This window comes from Massilia sp. CCM 8734, assembly GCF_011682155.1.
Lineage (GTDB): Bacteria > Pseudomonadota > Gammaproteobacteria > Burkholderiales > Burkholderiaceae_D > Telluria_A > Telluria_A rubra.
In genome coordinates this window covers 1-16,935 of sequence record NZ_WHJI01000053.1, presented here as the reverse complement: position 1 = coordinate 16,935, position 16,935 = coordinate 1, and the positions used below count along the sequence as shown (strand labels likewise).

Here is a 16,935-nt window from a genome sequence, read left to right as displayed (position 1 = left end):
TAACAGACATGAAAACAGGGGCCGGAATGCCATAGCGGGAGCCACACAGGCCGGTTCAATCGATCAAGGTGCAATTCAATGAACCCCATTTTTTCCCTTCGTCTTGCAGATCGCGGCGAGCGCGGGGTCACGTTGCTGGTGCTCGGCTTTGCCGGACTGATATTCGTCGGCATTATCGCGAACCTCGTGTTCGAACTGGTCCAGGCGCGCGACAACGTCATCACCCAAAAAAGCAACAGCGCGCGCGTGCTGGTCAAGGTGCTCGAGGAGCAGGCGGTCGACAGCATCTTCGCGGTCGACTTGGCCATGCAAACGACCATCAAGGCGGTGCAGATGGTGCCGCACGGGCCGGCCGACCGCGACCGCCTGGTCGATGAATTGCTCGACAGCAGTATCACCAACCTGCCCTTCATCCGCGCCATCTGGCTGCTCGATGCCAAGGGCAATATGATTCACGACAGCCAGAAATTGCTAGGCAGCTACAACCTGTCGGACCGTGCGTATTTCCGGATACACCGCGAGCAGCCGACCTACGGCATGCACATCGAAGGGCCGATCATCAGCAAGCTGGGCGTGCCCTTCATCAGCTTCAGCCGCCGCATCAACCGCCCCGACGGCAGTTTTGGCGGGGTGATCGTGGCGGCGCTGGAACCGAAATATTTGCGCCGCTTTTACGATGCGGTCAAGGTCGGCAAGGATGGGATCGTCGCTCTGGTGCGCACCGACGGCGTGCTGATGTTGCGCGTGCCGGCGGCCGGCATGGCCGAAGGCAAGCGCCTGACCTTCTTCCCAAATTTCCATGAGACGCCCGGCGTGCTTGACGCCGGCAGCTACATCGCCGACAGCAACATCGACCAGATCCGGCGCCTGTATTTCTACCAGCGCGTCAGCGGGCGCCCGCTGGTGGTGGTGGTGGGGCTGGGCGAGGACGAACTGCTGGCCGACTGGTACGGCATGGCCGGCGCCTACATCGGCGTGTCGCTGGCGTTCCTGGTGGTGTTGGCCGGGCTGAGCTCCCTGGCGCTGCGCGAATTGCACAAGCGCTTCAGACTGAACCAGGCGCTGCACAACAGCGACGATGCGCTGCGGGCGGCGCAGCAACTGGCGCTGATCGGCAGCTGGCGGCTCGATCTGAAGACGCGCAGCGGGCATTGGTCGGAGCAGATGTACCGGCTGCTGGGGCTGCCGCCGGCGGATCAGCCACCGCCGCTCGACGTGTTTCTTCAGCAAATTCACCCGCACGACCGTCATCTGGTCGAGTCGGCCGTGCAGCATGGCATGAACTGGGCGGGCGAGCTGCGCAGCAACCCGGCGCTCGGTCCGCAGCGCACCTTTCATTCGCGCAGCACGGGAGTGCATGATGCGGCCGGCAATGTCATCGCACTGATGGGCACCTTGCAGGATGTCACCGAGCGGCGCCAGTCCAACGAAAAACTCGAACTGGCCGCGCGCGTATTCGAATACACGCGCGACGGCATCGTGGTGACCGATGCGGCCAGCAACATCGTGGCCGTGAACGCGGCGTTCGAGCGCATTACCCAGTACAGCGAGTCCGAGGTACTGGGGCGCAATATCCGCATGCTGCGCTCGAACTTGCACGATATCGATTTCTACCGGCAATTGTGGGAGACGGTGGCGCGCGATGGCCATTGGCGCGGAGAAATCTGGAACCGGCGCAAAAATGGCGAAGTATTTCCCGAGTGGCTGACGGTGAGCGCGGTGGCCAGCGCGCAACACGGCACGGCCGGCTACGTGGGCGTGTTCACCGACCTGAGCGATATCACCGAAGCCAATGAGCAGTTGCAATTCATGGTCAACCACGATCCGCTGACGCGCTTGCCGAACCGTTCGCTGCTGAACGACCGGCTGGAACAGGCGATCGAGGCGGCGCACCAGGCGCAGCGCGCGATTGCCGTGCTGCTGCTCAATATCGACCGTTTGCAGCGGGTCAACGACAGCATCGGGCACGACGCCGGCGACCTGCTGCTGCGCGAAATGGCGCAGCGCCTGCTGGCGCGCCTGCATCCGGGCGACACCCTGGCGCGTATCGGCAGCGACGAGTTCGTGCTGGTGCTCTCGCGCGTGGACGACAACGACGACATCAACGCCGCCGCCCAGCAAATGCTCGACACGGTGGCCGCGCCGTGCCAGTTGCTGGGGATTGACGTGGTGGTGACGGCCAGCGTGGGGATTGCGCTGTTCCCGCTCGATGGCGTGAACCCGGGCGACTTGATCAGGAATGCGGACACGGCCCTGTCGCACGTCAAGAACAGCGGGCGCAACAGCTTCCGCTATTTCACATCCGAAATGAACACCCGGGCGCTGCACTGGATGGCGCTGGAGCACCGCTTGCGCAGCGCCTTGGGGCGCTCGGAGTTTTCCCTGTTCTACCAGCCCCAGGTGCGGCTGGCCGACATGCGGGTGTGCGGCGCGGAAGCGCTGATCCGCTGGCGCAGCGCCGAACTGGGCATGGTGTCGCCGGCCGAATTCATTCCGCTGGCGGAAGACTCGGGCCTGATCGTCGAGATCGGCGAATGGGTGATCCGCACCGCTTGCGCGCAGAACAAGGCGTGGCAGGATGCCGGCCTATGCGCGCTGCCGGTGGCCGTCAACGTGTCGGCGCACCAGATCACGGCCGGCACCCTGCCGGCGATCGTGAGCAGCGCGCTGCGCGCCAGCGGCATGCAGGCGCGTTACCTGGCCATCGAACTGACAGAAAGCGTGCTGATGCAGGAAGCGGAGCTGGCCATGGCCCAGATCGCCGAGCTGCGCGGCATGGGCGTGGCGGTGGCGCTGGACGACTTCGGCACCGGCTATTCGTCGCTCAGCTACCTGAGCCGCTTTGCGCTGGACAAGCTGAAGATCGACCAGAGTTTCGTGCGCAATATTACCGAGGATGCGAAAAGCGCGGCGATCGCCAAGGCCACGATTGCGCTCGCACATGGCCTGGGCATCACGGTGGTGGCGGAAGGCGTGGAAACCCGCGCACAGCGCGATTATCTGGACGGCGCCGGCTGCGATGAAGTCCAGGGCTATTTCTTCAGCCGACCGGTGGCGGCCGACGAGTTTGTCGCCCTGCTCGCCACGGACACGGCGCCGTCGGATTAATCCTGGCGGGCGATGTACGTCCTGATGGCGGCCTCGGCCTCGCCGAATGAAATCGCCTCGATGCTCCGATGCAGGATGATGGCGGCGCTGATTTCGCCGGCGACAATCTTGGCCCTGACCCGTGGATGGACATCCTTGTACCCGTCGCCCGCGCCGGGAACCGAGCTGAGCATGTTTTCGAGGCGGGTGAGCTTCCTGTACTGCTCATCCTGCTTCAAGTACATCAGGTACAGCGCGAACATCGACATGAGGAACATCGTTGACGCCAGGTCTTGTGATTCCATGCTGATTCTCCGGTGTAAGGTAGACGGCAAGTAAGTTGCCGCAGTCACAGTAATTGAATGGCAATGCAAGTGCCAGCGCAACGGCTGTTTTCGGTGACCACCGTCAACACCGCCGCGTTCAGGGCAGCACAGCCCCTGCGGGTGTCAGCCCGTTGCCCAGCACATCGAGCAGCAATTTGACCTTGGGAAGATGCTGGCGCGCCTTGAGCCACACCACGTTCATCGGCAAACCGTCGGTTGCCAGGTGCGGCAAGACCTCGACCAGCGCTCCGCGTTCGATATGCTGCCTGACCAGCCAGGTGGGCAACTGGGCGATGCCCAGGCCGGCGAGCACGGCCGCGGTCTGCCCTTCCCCATCGCCCACGGCGATGCGGCCCGGCATGAAACGCTGCTCGATCGCGCCCTGCTCGCCGCCCGCGAACAACCACGAATTGACCAGTCCGTCCGCACGGCCGTACACGACCCGCTCGTGCTGGTCGAGGTCGGCGTCCGTCAGCGGCACGCCCTTGCGCTCCAGATAGGCCGGCGCGGCGCAAAACACCAGGCGTTCCGCTCCCAGGTAACGATGGCCGAGGGCCGCCGGCCAAGCGTTGGAGCCGCCGATGCGCACCACGATGTCGACCCGCTCCTCGACCAGGTCGATGAAATGATCGGAAAACGAGATGTGCGGCAGCAGCAGGTCATGGCCGGCCAGGCAACGCAGGATGAGCGGCAAGGCATGCAGGCGACCGTACGAGGCCGGCAGGTCGATGCGCACTCTTCCGGTCGGTTCCACGTACTCGGCGCCGATCAGGGCCTCTGCCTCTTCCAGGTCGGCCAGCACGCGCAGGCAGGTCTGGTAGAACACGGCGCCGCCGTCGGTCAGCGCCAGTCGCCGCGTGGTGCGGGCAAACAGCCGTGCGCCCAAGCGGCTTTCCAGCCGCGCAATGCTTTTGCTGACGGCCGAGCTGGTCAGGTTGAGGCGAGCGGCGGCCGAGGCAAAGCTGCCGCGCTCGACGACGCTGACGAAGACGTCGATCCCCTTGAGGCGTTCGGAAGAAAACACGATTGATGAAGTTTGGTCATGGATAGCCGTAAATCTTACCATCAATACGAAAGCGATTCGCCAATACGCTGACGGCCTGTTTCCTTTCCGAAAAAAGATATGAACACATCAACACTGACAGCGGGCGCGGCCGCGCTGGACAGCCCGCGCGCGGGACTGCAGATCGCCATCATGGCCGTGGCGGCGTTTGTCATCGTCACCACCGAATACCTGATCCTCGGCCTGCTGCCGGCGCTGGCGCAAGACCTGCACATCTCCATTTCGGCCGCCGGTCAACTGGTGAGCTTGTTCGCGTTCACGGTGATGCTGTTCGGTCCCTTCCTCACGGCGCGCCTGTCGCAGGTCGGGCGCAAGGGGCTGTTCGTGGCGATCCTGCTGGTCTTCGGCGCCTCGAACGCGCTGGCGGCCTTGTCCGCCAACATCTGGGTGCTGGCGCTGGCGCGTTTCATCCCGGCCCTGATGCTGCCCGTATTCTGGGGCACCGCCAGCGAAACAGCGGGCCAGCTTGCCGGACCCAAACATGCCGGCCGGGCCGTGGCCAAGGTTTACCTGGGCATTTCCGCCGCCCTGGTATTCGGCATTCCGCTGGGCACGCTCGCGGCCGATACCTTTGGCTGGCGCAACACGTTCTGGATCTTGTCGGGACTATCGGTGCTGATGGCGGGCATGATCCAGGCCTTCATGCCGGCCCTGCCGGCGCCGGTCACCAAGGCCGGTGAAAAGCAGTCCGCGATTTTCAAAGACCGCCGCTTCCTGGCGCACGTGACCCTGTCGGTGCTGGTGTTTACCGCCATGTTCACGGCCTACACCTACCTGGCCGACATGCTCGAACGGCTGGCCGGCATTCCCGCCGCCCAGGTCGGCTGGTGGCTGATGGGATTCGGGGCGGTCGGCATGATCGGCAACTGGATCGGCGGGCGCGTGGTCGACGGCAATCCGCTCGGCGCGACCGTGGTGTTCCTGCTGCTGTTAATCGGCGGCATGCTGGCGACCTTGCTGGCGGTTAGCAAGCATGGCTGGCTGGCGCTGGCGCTGGCCGTGTGGGGATTGGCGTACACGGCGCTGTTCCCGATCTGCCAGGTGCGCGTGATGAAGGCCGGCTCGTCGGCGCAAGCGTTGGCGGCGAGCATGAATATTTCGGCGGCGAATGCCGGCACGGGGCTGGGCGCGATTGCCGGCGGCGCCGCGATTGCCCAGCTCGGCCTGCCGTCGCTGAGCTACCTCGCCGCCGGGATTGCCGTGCAGGCCATCATGCTTGCGCTGGCGATGGCGCGCCCGCGTCCCGCTACGGCAAGATGATATCGACCAGGCGCGACCACCCGGTCCCGATTGAAGCGGTGACGCGATGCCCGGCGCTGGTCGACCGATCAGCCGCTATGCATTGATGGGATAATGTCCGACCGATCGTTGGTCGGGCTGATCAGCGCCCCCGACCTATAAAACCGGAGGGAATATTGTCGAAAAAGGGCGGTTCAGCCGGACAATGGCCCGGGAGAACCGCCCTCCTTTTGTAATTGAACACCGCACCAGGAACACTGCATGACACCAGAACTACCCGACATTTCCGATTCCAGAGCACCTTGGCAGTATCGCCTGATCGGTGCGATCTTGTATGTGTTGGCCATCATGTTCACCTACCGCCTGTTCACTCTGCATGACCAAGGCGCGGGATTGGACAAGGCCATGCTGACCGCACTGGGAGCGATCGCGCTGCCTTTGTTCGCCATTGCGCTTGCCGCCACGCTGCCGCAGTTTTACTCGCTTGGCCCAAAGGAGGAAGGTTCAGCCCAGTTTCAGGTCGGGTGGATCGTGCTCATACCCGGTTACGCCCTGCACCTGACCCTGAGTGGACAGTTTGAGCTGGTGTCGTGGTGGCCGCTGATCCTGGTGGGACTGGCTGGCGGATTCCTGCTCGCCTGCCTGATATCGCGCTTGCGCTTCAATATTTTGTACTTCGTTTGCATCATGGGATTTGGCAGCGCCTATGTTAGCGGCGCCGTGTTGTTCATCAACTGCATGTTTGATTACAAGCCAGCCGAGGTCACGACCCAGCGCCACGCCGATGCCCGCGTCAACCCCGCGGCGTTCACAGTGAAGCTCGATCGTGCGCGGCCGCATGGCCTGTCGCAGCTGCGCCTGACCTCATTCGATTTTGGCGACACCCGCGACGGCATCTGCGTGAGGGTTTACCGGGGCACCCTGTTCCTTGGCTGGTACACGGCCGATCCTTACCGGGATTGCCCTGGCAATAACCCGCGCCTCGATGATGTGATGCACAGTAAGGCGCAACTGTGCTCCGCAGGGCACGAGCATGCATGCCTGGCGCTGGCAAAGTTCAAGGCGGGCAAGCATACGGCCGATGAGCTGGCCACGAACTGGGCTGAAATGGCCTGTTTCAAGGGGGAGCGCCAGCAATGCGAGCTCCTGTGCGCACGTGGGAAAAAATACCTCAACTGTGCAAACCAGGAATGGCGCATCATCGGCCGGGACTGGACCGTTGTGGGCTGGACGGCAGGTTCCGGCCCTGACGGACGCTACCTGGCACAGGTGATGATCAGCTGTACAGCGCCAGTGTCGGCAGCGGCGCAGCCGGCCTTGAAACCAGTGCAACGTTCGATTGAATACGATGGGGAGCAATTCCGCAGCCCGGTCACCAAGCGCATGCACAATACGCTGGGTGAAGCCTTGAGTGAAGTCTGCGCGGCTGTACCGGCGCGGAAAGCGCCGAACTATTTGCTACTGCGTCCGTATAAAGATGAGCGTCCGCCCGAAGCGCGCGGCAGGCCCACGGCGACCTCGGTGCACAAGTGCCAGGCTGCTGACGGGAAAATCACCCTGACTGATACGGCTTGCCCGAAAGGACGCGAGTAACGTTGAAACGAGCCGGCTTTCTTAGTGCTCCTTAAGACGCATGTTTTTCCTCGCTCTGCGCGCCATTGACCGGCCCCAATGCGGATGGCGGTCCACCAGCGGCATCGCTGATCGCGCTGCGGTCGGCGCAAGCGCTGGAGTCATGTACGGGGCCACTTGATGAGGCGCTCGATTCTGGCGCAGGGGCTATGAAGTTAATATAGCTGTTGATTCTAACTAGTGTTCTCGTGACAATTGCGTTCGATTGAGCGCCGGCCAGATGCGGCGGGGTGTCAGTTAACTTCTTCATGAGGTCGTTGATTTCGGCATTCGATTCACGCGCTTCGATTACGGTGAATAGGCGGCTCGCGTGCGTGAAGTTGGCGATCGTCGGTCCGTTTTCCACACTGGCCTGGACCGACAGGTCAGGGCGGCCGATTTTCTCGAAATTGTAGTCGTCCAGGACTTTTTTGACGGACGTCGATACCTCATTTGTATTCAGGTAGTCGGCCACGATCGATTTCAGCGTAGCGGGGTCCGTCTTCCCATCGCTCTTCCGGGAATCCACAGGCAGCGAACGACGTATAACCCTTCAGGTTCATCCCGAGCGCATCCTTTTCCATCCCGCTCCCTTTTGCTTTAACACTGGTTTGCGCAAAAAGATCTGTAAGTAAGGCCAGTTCGAAGCCTTGGGTTTCCGCAGGTGTGAAATTTGTTCCCTTCAGGCATCCGTCGGCTATATGCTGCGTAACACGCAAAAGCTGACGAATCTGTTGCCGTTTGCCGGGATCGTAGACCAGAAGGCCCAGCGCGTCCGGCGATCGGTCGTCGTTTCGGGCACAAGCCAGTAGTTTGTCCACGGGAATGCCGATGGTTGTCTGATATGCGCCGGCGCCCGCTCCTTCTTTGTCCCACTGGGTCATCACCTGACCAGCGGCGTCCGGGTCATGGAACGCCACATTTGCTAAGTGGCTCTTTTTTGTTCCTCATTCAACGCAGCCAGCCCGGTGGTGAAAATTCTGTCGGCGATTTTTGCGCCGGGTTGTTTGACTTTGACCTTGCGGATTGAATCGCGCAAGAATCTGAGACCGTCATTGGTGAGCCGGTGAGGGGCGGAAACTAACTCAGCAGGGTTATTTTCCCCGTAAGCTGGCCAGTTGAGCTTTTCTTCTTCCGGCACCGCATAGACACCGCGGTTATCCGTCGCTTGAGCATCCTCGCCTCCCGCGATGTACGTGCCATAACTTTTGGACCGTATCAGCGCTGTTCTTTTGAACGTTTGAGCGAATTGAGTGACGGGAACAATATTTCCCGTGCGCGCCGTCTCCCGAATTGTGTCTACCCGCTGTTTTCCGGCCTCGTTCCACGTGAACGCAAGACGGCCCAATCCTTCAATTTCAAGACCCACACAAACGTCGCCGTGCGTTAAAGGAGATTCAGGCATGATTTTTCCCCGGTTGGTGAAGTTGGATAAAGGATGGCAAAGATTGCGATATGCTTACTATGCTAAACCTTTTGCATCCGGTGCTGCCGGTATATTCAGACATGGCGGTAGAGTTTCTTTTTGCCATCACAAGACGTCCGCCTGCCCGGCCCTGGCCGCCGCGCTCTTGCCGTACTACCCCAAGGACGATGGACGCAGTCATTGCCCGATGGGCCTGGAACACATGCCGCGCATGTCTATCGTCCAGCAGTGCTTCGGCCTTTCGGATGAGGGCGTCAAAGAGACGCCCTGCGACAGCCAAGCGATTATCGACGCGATGGCCCGCATCGACCCTGCTACGGCAAAATGATATCGACCAGGTCGAAATGCAGCGTGACGAACTCGAAACCGTCATGCAAGTCCAGGTGCGGCAGGCAGCGCACGTGGCATTCCCTGAACTCTTCCGCGCTGGAAAAGGTTTCACCGCGCCAGACTTCCTCCGGAATGTTACCGAACTCAATGATCAGCACCTTGGTCGCCCTGATCGTGCAGCGCAGGCGCTGGCGCAAATCATAGACCTCGATCAGGTCGCCGGGCTTGTAAGCGCCGTCACCGTAGTCGCCATAGGGTTTGCCATACTCCTCCAAGGTCTCGGCCGTGACGGTCTTGCGCCCTTCCATCACGCTGCGCGGGAGGCTGTCGTCATTGTCGTGCGCGCCCCAGAAAGTGAGTCTTTTCAGCCTGTTCATCGTGCTCCTTCAGGTGATCGAGGGGGATTTCCGGGGTCATGCCAGGACCATTGCGGCGAGGGCAGCCCGTAGTATGCCGCGCCGGGCGGTCCGAAACGCCGCCGCCCTGGCAAAAACAGTACACTTCAAGAGGACCAACTCTCGTCGCGACCACTGTCATCATGCAATTTGACTTACTCAACAAGCCGGACGGACGCACGGCGATCCTGCTGCCGTCCGGCTTTGTGCTGGACCTGCTCACCCCCGACGCGAGCGGGCTGCCGATTGCCGACATCGCCCTGTGCCTGGCCTCGCAACCGCGCTGGGGCGGCGCCGCGCGGCCCTGGTATTCAGTGGCCGAGCACTCGGTGATGAGTTCCCACCTGGTGCCGCCGGGGCTGGCGTATGCCGCGCTGATGCATGACTGCGAAGAATTCCTCGGCGACTGGCCGTCACCGGTCAAGGTCATGCTGGGGCGCGACTATGTGAAGGAACGGGTCCATCCCATCAAGACTGCATTGCGGCGGCGCTTCGGCTTCAACGACGATGTGCCGGCGATCAAGGAAGCCGACCTGGTCTGCATGGCCACCGAACTGCGCGACCTGCTGCCGGCCGCCTGGATCGACTGGAGTCACCTGCCGCCGCCCCATCCTGAGCGCATTATCCCGGTCGGCCCGGAGCGCGCCTACACGCTGTTTCTCGAGCGCTTCGAGGAAGTCAAACACCTGGCACAATTGCCTTTACGCAAAAAAACCAGGCGCGGCGCCACCGCCCAACCGTAAGCCCCGGATTTTTCAGGCTTTTTAAGGATATCCACAAGAAGTGTGGATAACATTGTGGATAAGCCACCCCCGGCGCCGCTTAACGCCCGGATTTAAACGGGTTTCTACAAAATGCCCGTTCAAAAGGCAAAAAAAATCATGAATGAAATCAGGGACTTAAAACTGGTGCTGGCATTGTCACAAACTGTCCATTCGGCAAATTCCTACAAAAGAGCAAAACAGGGGATAACTCGTGTGGTCTTTGACAAAACGTGCCGCCTGGAATAGTGTGGCTGCATGCCCGCTTCCGCTCCCGACGACGCTATCAACGGCGACCTGTTCATCGAGGACGACGACCCGTCCGAGTTGCTTGCGTCACCAGCGCACGAAAAACCGCCCTGGCGCATCCTGATCGTGGACGACGATGTCGACGTCCACGTGGTCACCAAGTTTGCACTCAGCAATACCCAGTTCCAAGGACGGCGCCTGAGCTTCCTGCACGCCTACAGCGGCAAGGAAGCGCTGGCGACCCTGCGCGCCACGCCCGACATTGCGCTGGTGCTACTTGATGTCATCATGGAAACGCCAGATGCCGGCCTGCAGGTGGCGCGCCAGGTGCGTTCCGATCTGCACAACGAACTCGTGCGTATCGTGCTGCGCACCGGCCAGCCTGGCCAGGCGCTGGAACACAGCATCATCTGCGATTATGATATCAACGATTTCTGGTCCAAGGCCGACCTGACCACACGCAAATTGTTCACCACCGTGATCGCGTCGCTGCGCGCCTATGCCGGCCTGCAGGCGGCCGCTGCCGACCGGGCCGCGCTGCAAGCCCAGCTGGCCGAGGCGCGCGCGGTGCAGGAATTGATCGGGCAACAGGCCCTGGTGATCACGCTCGATCCACAGGCGCGCATCCGCGACGTGAGCGACAGAGTCTGCGAGCTGAGCGGAAAACGGCGCGACGAACTCATCGGACATGGGCTCGATGCCTTGCACGCGGCGCCGTTTCCCGAGCCGCTCGCCAGCGAGATCGAGCAAGCGCTGGCGCACGATGGCGCGTGGTCGGGCGACATCCGCACGCAAGCGGCCGATGGCGGCGCCCTGCACCTGCGCTGCTCGGTGCAGGCGCTGAGCGAAGCGGGCGGTGCGCCCTACGAATATGTGGCGGTGGCCACCGTGCTCGTGTAACAGCGCCTGACGGCGGCCCCGCTTACTTCCAGGCGTTGCGCGCGCGATCGCGCACCAGCATGCGCACGCTCTCGGGCATGGGTTTCCTGCTTTGGACAGTGTCGGCCGTCATCCATACCGATTCGTCGAAATGCTTGAGCATGGCCGGGCTGATGAAGCGCGAGCGCGCCGCATACACGTGGCGGTCGCCCATCTGCGCCTGCTGCTTGATGAAAAACCGGTTCGGCACCACCAGGTGCAGATGCTCCTTGGCGCGCGTCATGGCGACATACAACAAGCGCCGCTCCTCCTCGATATCGTCCGAATTGCCGGTGCTCATATCCGACGGAATGCAACCGTCCACCACGTTGAGCACATGCACCGACTTCCACTCCTGCCCCTTGGAGGAATGGATGGTCGAGAGAATCAGGTAATCCTCGTCCAGATGGGGCGGCCCGGCGCGGTCGCTGGTCGCTTCGGGCGGGTCGAGGGTAATTTCAGCCAGAAAGGTTTCGCGAGAGCCATGACCGGAGGCCAAGCGCGCCAGTTGCTCCACATCGGCCACGCGCACCTGCGCATCGTCATGCATGCGTTCGAGGTGCGGCAGATACCAGTTCTTGACCAGCTCGATATCGGCCGGCCAGCGCAAGCCCGGCGCACGCAGGGCACGGAACAGGGTCACGAACTGCTCCCAGTCGCCGCCGCTTTTGGCGGGCGCGGCGAATTGCTCGACCGCGCGCAGCGGCTCGGCCGATTCGGCAACCGCATCGAGCAGGCGGGTGGCGGTGGCGGCGCCGATCCCGGGCACCAGCTGCACCACCCGAAAACCGGCCACCCTGCCGCTCGGATTCTGGGCAAAACGCAGCACCGCGAGCACATCCTTGATGTGCGATGCTTCAAGGAACTTGAGGCCACCGAATTTGACGAAGGGAATGTTGCGGCGCATGAGTTCAAGCTCCAGCGCGGCGCTGTGGCTGGCGGCGCGAAACAGCACCGCCTGCGCCTTGAGCGCCATGCCGGTTTCGCGGTGCTCCAGGATACGGTTGCAGACCCAGCGCGCCTGTTCGGCTTCGTCGGGAATGAGCACCAGTTGCGGCAGGACGGTCGAGACCTTGTCTGTCCACAAGGTCTTGGCGTGCCGTTCCAGCGCGGCGCCGATCACGGCGTTGGAGGCGTCCAGGATCGGCTGGGTCGAACGGTAGTTGCGGTCGAGGGTGACGATGCGCGCTTCCCGCGCGAATTGCTTGGGGAAATCGAGAATATTGCGCACCGTGGCGCCGCGGAACGAATAGATCGACTGCGCATCGTCGCCGACCACCATCACGCCCTCCCCGCCCGGTTTCATGCCCATCAGAATGGCGGCCTGCAAGCGGTTGGTATCCTGGTACTCGTCGACCAGAACGTGATCGAACAAACCGCCGATGTGCGGGCCCAGTTCCGCATCGGCCGCCATCTCCGCCCAAAACAGAAATAAATCGTCGTAATCGAGCACGTTCTGCTCTTGCTTGGCGTCCACGTAGGCGCCGAACAGCGTCTTGAGCTCGGCTTCCCACTCGCCACACCATGGAAAAGTACCCTGGAGCACCAGCGCCAGCGTATCGCGGCTGTTGACCACGCGCGAGTAAATGGCCAGGCAGCTGCCCTTGAGGGGAAACCGTTTCTGGGTCTGGGTCAGGCCAATCTCGTGGCGCACCATGCCCATCAGGTCTTCAGAATCGCCGCGGTCGTGGATGGTGAACGATTCGTCCAGGCCGATGCGGCCGGCGTAGTCGCGCAGCAGGCGCGCGCCGATGCTGTGAAACGTGCCGGCCCACGGAAGGGCGGCCCAGGGCAGCCTGGCCGGTGCCTGGCCGCCGCGCACGCCCATGATCCGGTGCAATACGTTACCGGCGCGCGTAGTCATTTCGTTGGCGGCGCGGCGTGAAAATGTGAGCAGCAGGATCCGCTGGGGATCGGCGCCGCTCGTGATCAGGCGCGCCACGCGGTGCGCCAGGGTATTGGTTTTGCCGGAACCGGCGCCGGCGATCACCAGCAGGGGCCGCGCATCGGCCGCGGCCACGCCGATGTCATGCTCGACGGCGGCGCGCTGCGCGGGATTAAGACTGGCGAAGGGATCGTCAACGGCGTCGGCGGGCACATCGGCGTGTAAAGCAGCGGTCATATCGGACATTCGAACTGGAGTTGACATGACTGTACATTTATACAGTATTATGACGCAAGTAAAAACGCTGACGATATTTTCCGTCGCGCGCCCGCCGCGCCGGTGGCGTTGGTCGAAGCGATGGTCAAACATCCCCATGCACGCGCTAAGTAGCCGTTTCTAAAGTACTTTTTGGGATATCCACAATCGCTGTGGATAACTTTGTGGATAATCCCCCCTTGACAGTCCGCAAGCGTGTAACGATGCGGGTTTCAACAAAATGCTCATTCGTGAGGCAGAAATTATGCCTATATAAATCAAGCACTTACAAAGTCAATGGAGAAGGCGGTAAAAAATAATAAGAAATTTCCTACAAGATTTTTTTGTGCATAACCGCCTGTTTTGCACGCAGTTCGGGATGGGTGGTTCGATAACATTCTGATATGCACACAGCATCCGACGCGCGCCTTGCGCCGGCCCCGCAGCCCCACCGTGCAGCGCTCAATGGTGGAGCACTCCGCGCCGGCGCTCAGGTTCCAGCAACACCCGTTCGATCACGTCGGGATGGATATCCTGCGCTTTCAGGTACTCGATGGCGGACATGGTATTGCTGCTTGCCTGGACCGAGATGGCATGGTTGACGATGTCGCGCTGGCGCAGATCGAGGCGTTGATAATTCGGTTCGGCCAGGGCGAGGCCGCCGCTGTCGTAGGGGTGCTGTCGATTCATGTTGTGTTCCTTACAGGGCATGGCGAGAACGTCGAAGGGAACCCAAGTTGCTTAACGAGTATCCATCAATAAAGATCAAAGTCAATGTCAAGGTTCCATCGAAATGGCAAAAAATATGCTTAGGACATAGTCTTTTCGCGCCATATTTGTCTTCGGCAACGCAGCGCCGGACCCGGTCGGGCGCTATTAGAATGGCGGATCGCACCCGTGCGCATGCCACCCATCATTGCCGAGGACCTCATGACGACCCCAACTGAAACAGTCAATACCGAACCCACCCTGAACCCCGGTGACGAAGCCGCGCCGGGCACCCCCGGCGCCGCCGAGGACATCTGCGACGCCTGCAGCGGCAAGGGCAAGCTGGGCGACGGCAGCGCCTGCCCCGAATGCGGCGGCACGGGCCGGGTGATGCGCGGCATCGGCGGCGGCTGAGCCCGAATGGACAGGCGGACGGGCCGGCGCGATAATGGCGCATGAGCAATCCGTCCCTGACCGAGCGTCCGCGTCCGCAATCGCTGACCGACCTGTTCGTTTCCTTCACCCTGCTGGCGCTGCAAGGCTTCGGCGGCGTGCTGGCGGTTGTGCAACGCGAGATTGTGGAGCGCAAGCAATGGCTGACCCATGAGGAATTCCTGGAAGACTGGGCCGTCGCCCAGATCCTGCCGGGACCGAACGTGGTCAACCTGTCGATGATGATCGGCGGGCGCTATTTTGGCCTGGCCGGCGCGCTGTCGGCGCTGGCCGGCATGCTGGCCCTGCCGCTGGTGCTGGTACTGCTGCTGGCGCTGGTCCATGCGCGCTTTATCGACCATCCCGGCGTGGCCGGCGCCTTGCGCGGCATGGCGGCGGTGTCGGCCGGCATGATCGGCGCCACCGGCCTGAAGCTGTCGCTGGCGCTCTCCAACAACCCGATGCCGCAACTGTGGTGCTGGACCCTGTGCGTCATCGGCTTCGTGCTGGTGGCGCTGCTGCGCTTGCCGCTGATGGTCGTCTTGTTCGGCGTGGGCGGGCTGGCCTGCTTTCTCACCTATCGCCGGCTGCGGCCATGAGCGCGCCCGAGATCGTGCCGCAGATCGTGCTCAGCTGGAGTGACTGGCTCAGCCTGTTCGGACACTTCCTGATGCTCTCGCTGATGTCGGTCGGCGGCGCCATCTCGACCACGTCCGAGATGCATCGCTACCTGGTCGAGCAGCATCACTGGCTGAGCCAGGCGCAATTCAACAATGCCATCGCCCTGGCCCAGGCCGCGCCGGGGCCGAACGTGCTGTTCGTCGCGCTGATGGGCTGGCAAGTCGGCATGAACGCCGGCAGCACCGGGGCCGCCTTCCTGGGCGTGGCGGTGACCATGCTCGGCATCTTGCTGCCCTCGACCGTGCTGACCTGGTTCGCAGCGCAATGGGGCCATCGCAACCGCGACTTGCGGGCCGTGCGCGCGTTCAAGCAAGGCATGGCGCCGGTCGTCATCGCGCTGTTGCTCTCGACCAGCTGGCTCCTCGGCAGCGCCAGCCAGCGCTTCGCCACCGACTGGCCGCTGTGGCTACTGACAGTGACGAGCGGACTGCTGATCTGGCGCACCAAACTCCATTTGCTGTGGCTACTGGCCGGCGGCGCCCTGTTAGGGTGGCTGCAGCTGGTGTAGCTTCCCACTCGCGCCGGGGCAAGCCGAGGCGACAAGTCGAGGCGACAAACTCTCCCGCGACAAGGCATACTTGCGCCATCATTCACCACTTGGACCGACCGATGCTCGAACTCTTATCAGAACACTCCTGTTTTGGCGGCGTACAGCGCTTTTACCGCCACGCATCGACGGCGATTGGCCTGCCGATGCGCTTTTCCGCCTTCATCCCGGCGGTACCAGGCGGCCAGAAGCTGCCGGCGCTGTTTTACCTCGCCGGCCTGACCTGCAACGAAGAGACTTTTGCGACCAAGGCCGGCGCCCAGCGCGTGGCCGCGCGCGAAGGCCTGATCCTGATCGGCCCGGACACCAGTCCCCGTGGCGCCAACATTGCCGGCGAAACCGATGGCTGGGACTTCGGGGCCGGCGCGGGGTTTTACCTGGACGCCACCGAAGCGCCGTGGAGCAAGCATTACCGCATGTTCAGCTACCTGCTCGAACTGCACGCGCTGGTGGTGGCAGAATTGCCGGTCAACCCGGCCAAGGTCGGCATTTTCGGGCACTCGATGGGCGGCCACGGCGCGCTGGTGACGGCGTTGAAACGCCCGGACCTGTTTCGCTCGGTCTCGGCATTTGCACCGATTGCCGCCCCCACCCGCTGCCCTTGGGGTGAAAAAGCCTTCAGCGGCTATCTCGGCGCCGACCGGGACAGCTGGAAAGAATATGACGCCAGCGAACTGATGCTGGCGATGGAAGCGCCCTTCCCCGGCGGCATTCTGATCGACCAGGGCCTGGCCGACAAGTTCCTGGAACAGCAGCTGTATCTGCAAGCTTTTGAAGCGGCCTGTGCCAAAGCACGCCAGCCGCTCGAACTGCGCCGGCACGCCGGCTACGATCATGGCTACTACTTCATTTCCACCTTCATGGAAGACCACCTGCGCTTCCATCGGGCGCAGTTAGGCTAGCAGCCTGTCGGACTTGGGGAGTCGAAGCGAAAAAATAGCTGGGCGAGGCCAGATTTTGACGATTTCGCAGTGCCAATAGCGAGCTATTGGCCGAGAAAGCGGCGAAATATGGACCGTCCC

The 16,935-nt window shown here is 62.3% G+C and carries 17 protein-coding genes and 1 pseudogene; 10 read left to right on the top strand and 8 right to left on the bottom strand.

Features of this window, described 5'->3' with window-relative positions; genetic code table 11:
* Positions 1–78 precede the first annotated feature (78 nt).
* Entirely contained in the window at positions 79–3,108 is a 3,030-nt protein-coding gene (locus tag F2P46_RS31580) for an EAL domain-containing protein (RefSeq protein WP_166897939.1), read from the top strand.
* Here the strand turns inward: F2P46_RS31580 and F2P46_RS31575 are convergent.
* Together F2P46_RS31575 and F2P46_RS31570 are read right to left on the bottom strand one after the other, a co-directional pair.
* The gene (locus F2P46_RS31575) at positions 3,105–3,392 is read right to left on the bottom strand and encodes a hypothetical protein (protein WP_166897938.1); all 288 of its coding nucleotides are present in this window, start codon (positions 3,390–3,392) and stop codon (positions 3,105–3,107) included. The genes F2P46_RS31580 and F2P46_RS31575 overlap by 4 nt on opposite strands.
* 118 nt (positions 3,393–3,510) lie before the next feature.
* Positions 3,511–4,437, bottom strand: a complete 927-nt coding sequence (locus F2P46_RS31570) for a LysR family transcriptional regulator (protein ID WP_166897937.1) — start codon at positions 4,435–4,437, stop codon at positions 3,511–3,513.
* 171 nt (positions 4,438–4,608) lie between these two features.
* Between F2P46_RS31570 and F2P46_RS31565 the strand changes: the two genes are divergently transcribed.
* Entirely contained in the window at positions 4,609–5,736 is a 1,128-nt protein-coding gene (locus F2P46_RS31565) for an MFS transporter (protein WP_229509538.1), read from the top strand.
* A gap of 240 nt (positions 5,737–5,976) precedes the next feature.
* Entirely contained in the window at positions 5,977–7,308 is a 1,332-nt protein-coding gene (locus F2P46_RS31560; RefSeq protein ID WP_166897935.1) for a hypothetical protein, read from the top strand.
* Positions 7,309–7,339: 31 nt separating this feature from the next.
* On the opposite strand, the gene F2P46_RS31555 is transcribed toward F2P46_RS31560, so the two are convergent.
* From F2P46_RS31555 to F2P46_RS31545, 3 genes are read right to left on the bottom strand one after another with little or no spacing between them, the layout of a single operon-like run.
* Positions 7,340–7,801: a hypothetical protein gene (locus F2P46_RS31555; protein WP_166897934.1), complete on the bottom strand. Its 462-nt coding sequence runs from the start codon at positions 7,799–7,801 to the stop codon at positions 7,340–7,342.
* Positions 7,776–8,210 carry a hypothetical protein gene (locus tag F2P46_RS31550; protein WP_166897933.1) on the bottom strand — a complete coding sequence of 145 codons (435 nt, stop codon included), beginning with the start codon at positions 8,208–8,210 and terminating at the stop codon, positions 7,776–7,778. The genes F2P46_RS31555 and F2P46_RS31550 overlap by 26 nt, the downstream gene beginning before the upstream one ends.
* Before the next feature lie 41 nt (positions 8,211–8,251).
* A complete protein-coding gene (locus F2P46_RS31545) occupies positions 8,252–8,731 on the bottom strand; it encodes a hypothetical protein (RefSeq protein WP_166897931.1) in 480 nt (159 codons plus the stop codon).
* 205 nt (positions 8,732–8,936) lie between these two features.
* Between F2P46_RS31545 and F2P46_RS38015 the strand changes: the two are divergent.
* Positions 8,937–9,038 (top strand): annotated as a pseudogene (locus tag F2P46_RS38015) (IS5/IS1182 family transposase); the annotation flags it as partial.
* Between the two features lie 28 nt (positions 9,039–9,066).
* Here the strand turns inward: F2P46_RS38015 and F2P46_RS31535 are convergent.
* Positions 9,067–9,459 carry an ASCH domain-containing protein gene (locus F2P46_RS31535; RefSeq protein WP_229509536.1) on the bottom strand — a complete coding sequence of 131 codons (393 nt, stop codon included), beginning with the start codon at positions 9,457–9,459 and terminating at the stop codon, positions 9,067–9,069.
* 161 nt (positions 9,460–9,620) lie between these two features.
* Here F2P46_RS31535 and F2P46_RS31530 point away from each other — a divergent pair, with 161 nt between their 5' ends.
* Both F2P46_RS31530 and F2P46_RS31525 read left to right on the top strand, forming a co-directional pair.
* Positions 9,621–10,220 carry a hydrolase gene (locus F2P46_RS31530; protein ID WP_166897927.1) on the top strand — a complete coding sequence of 200 codons (600 nt, stop codon included), beginning with the start codon at positions 9,621–9,623 and terminating at the stop codon, positions 10,218–10,220.
* A gap of 276 nt (positions 10,221–10,496) precedes the next feature.
* A complete protein-coding gene (locus tag F2P46_RS31525) occupies positions 10,497–11,387 on the top strand; it encodes a PAS domain S-box protein (protein WP_166897925.1) in 891 nt (296 codons plus the stop codon).
* 22 nt (positions 11,388–11,409) lie between these two features.
* Here the strand turns inward: F2P46_RS31525 and F2P46_RS31520 are convergent, their stop codons facing one another.
* Positions 11,410–13,527 carry an ATP-dependent helicase gene (locus F2P46_RS31520; protein WP_166897923.1) on the bottom strand — a complete coding sequence of 706 codons (2,118 nt, stop codon included), beginning with the start codon at positions 13,525–13,527 and terminating at the stop codon, positions 11,410–11,412.
* 480 nt (positions 13,528–14,007) lie between these two features.
* A complete protein-coding gene (locus F2P46_RS31515; protein WP_229509535.1) occupies positions 14,008–14,235 on the bottom strand; it encodes a hypothetical protein in 228 nt (75 codons plus the stop codon).
* Between the two features lie 240 nt (positions 14,236–14,475).
* On the opposite strand from F2P46_RS31515, the gene F2P46_RS31510 reads away from it, so the two are divergent.
* From F2P46_RS31510 to fghA, 4 genes are all read left to right on the top strand, one after another.
* Positions 14,476–14,667, top strand: coding sequence for a hypothetical protein (locus F2P46_RS31510; RefSeq protein WP_166897922.1), 192 nt, complete (start codon positions 14,476–14,478; stop codon positions 14,665–14,667).
* Between the two features lie 41 nt (positions 14,668–14,708).
* Positions 14,709–15,284 carry a chromate transporter gene (locus tag F2P46_RS31505; RefSeq protein ID WP_166897920.1) on the top strand — a complete coding sequence of 192 codons (576 nt, stop codon included), beginning with the start codon at positions 14,709–14,711 and terminating at the stop codon, positions 15,282–15,284.
* Positions 15,281–15,874: a chromate transporter gene (locus tag F2P46_RS31500; protein WP_166897918.1), complete on the top strand. Its 594-nt coding sequence runs from the start codon at positions 15,281–15,283 to the stop codon at positions 15,872–15,874. Before F2P46_RS31505 ends, F2P46_RS31500 begins: the two co-directional genes overlap by 4 nt.
* 101 nt (positions 15,875–15,975) lie before the next feature.
* Entirely contained in the window at positions 15,976–16,815 is an 840-nt protein-coding gene (fghA, locus tag F2P46_RS31495; RefSeq protein ID WP_166897916.1) for an S-formylglutathione hydrolase, read from the top strand.
* Positions 16,816–16,935 lie beyond the last annotated feature (120 nt).

Coding starts and splice junctions, on each gene's coding strand:
- F2P46_RS31580 (WP_166897939.1), top strand. CDS start 79: ATGAACCCCATTTTTTCCCTTCGTCTTGCAGATCGCGGCGAGCGCGGG.
- F2P46_RS31575 (WP_166897938.1), bottom strand. CDS start 3,392: ATGGAATCACAAGACCTGGCGTCAACGATGTTCCTCATGTCGATGTTC.
- F2P46_RS31565 (WP_229509538.1), top strand. CDS start 4,609: ATGGCCGTGGCGGCGTTTGTCATCGTCACCACCGAATACCTGATCCTC.
- F2P46_RS31560 (WP_166897935.1), top strand. CDS start 5,977: ATGACACCAGAACTACCCGACATTTCCGATTCCAGAGCACCTTGGCAG.
- F2P46_RS31550 (WP_166897933.1), bottom strand. CDS start 8,210: ATGACCCAGTGGGACAAAGAAGGAGCGGGCGCCGGCGCATATCAGACA.
- F2P46_RS31545 (WP_166897931.1), bottom strand. CDS start 8,731: ATGCCTGAATCTCCTTTAACGCACGGCGACGTTTGTGTGGGTCTTGAA.
- F2P46_RS31535 (WP_229509536.1), bottom strand. CDS start 9,459: ATGAACAGGCTGAAAAGACTCACTTTCTGGGGCGCGCACGACAATGAC.
- F2P46_RS31530 (WP_166897927.1), top strand. CDS start 9,621: ATGCAATTTGACTTACTCAACAAGCCGGACGGACGCACGGCGATCCTG.
- F2P46_RS31525 (WP_166897925.1), top strand. CDS start 10,497: ATGCCCGCTTCCGCTCCCGACGACGCTATCAACGGCGACCTGTTCATC.
- F2P46_RS31520 (WP_166897923.1), bottom strand. CDS start 13,527: ATGACCGCTGCTTTACACGCCGATGTGCCCGCCGACGCCGTTGACGAT.
- F2P46_RS31515 (WP_229509535.1), bottom strand. CDS start 14,235: ATGAATCGACAGCACCCCTACGACAGCGGCGGCCTCGCCCTGGCCGAA.
- F2P46_RS31510 (WP_166897922.1), top strand. CDS start 14,476: ATGACGACCCCAACTGAAACAGTCAATACCGAACCCACCCTGAACCCC.
- F2P46_RS31505 (WP_166897920.1), top strand. CDS start 14,709: ATGAGCAATCCGTCCCTGACCGAGCGTCCGCGTCCGCAATCGCTGACC.
- F2P46_RS31500 (WP_166897918.1), top strand. CDS start 15,281: ATGAGCGCGCCCGAGATCGTGCCGCAGATCGTGCTCAGCTGGAGTGAC.
- fghA (WP_166897916.1), top strand. CDS start 15,976: ATGCTCGAACTCTTATCAGAACACTCCTGTTTTGGCGGCGTACAGCGC.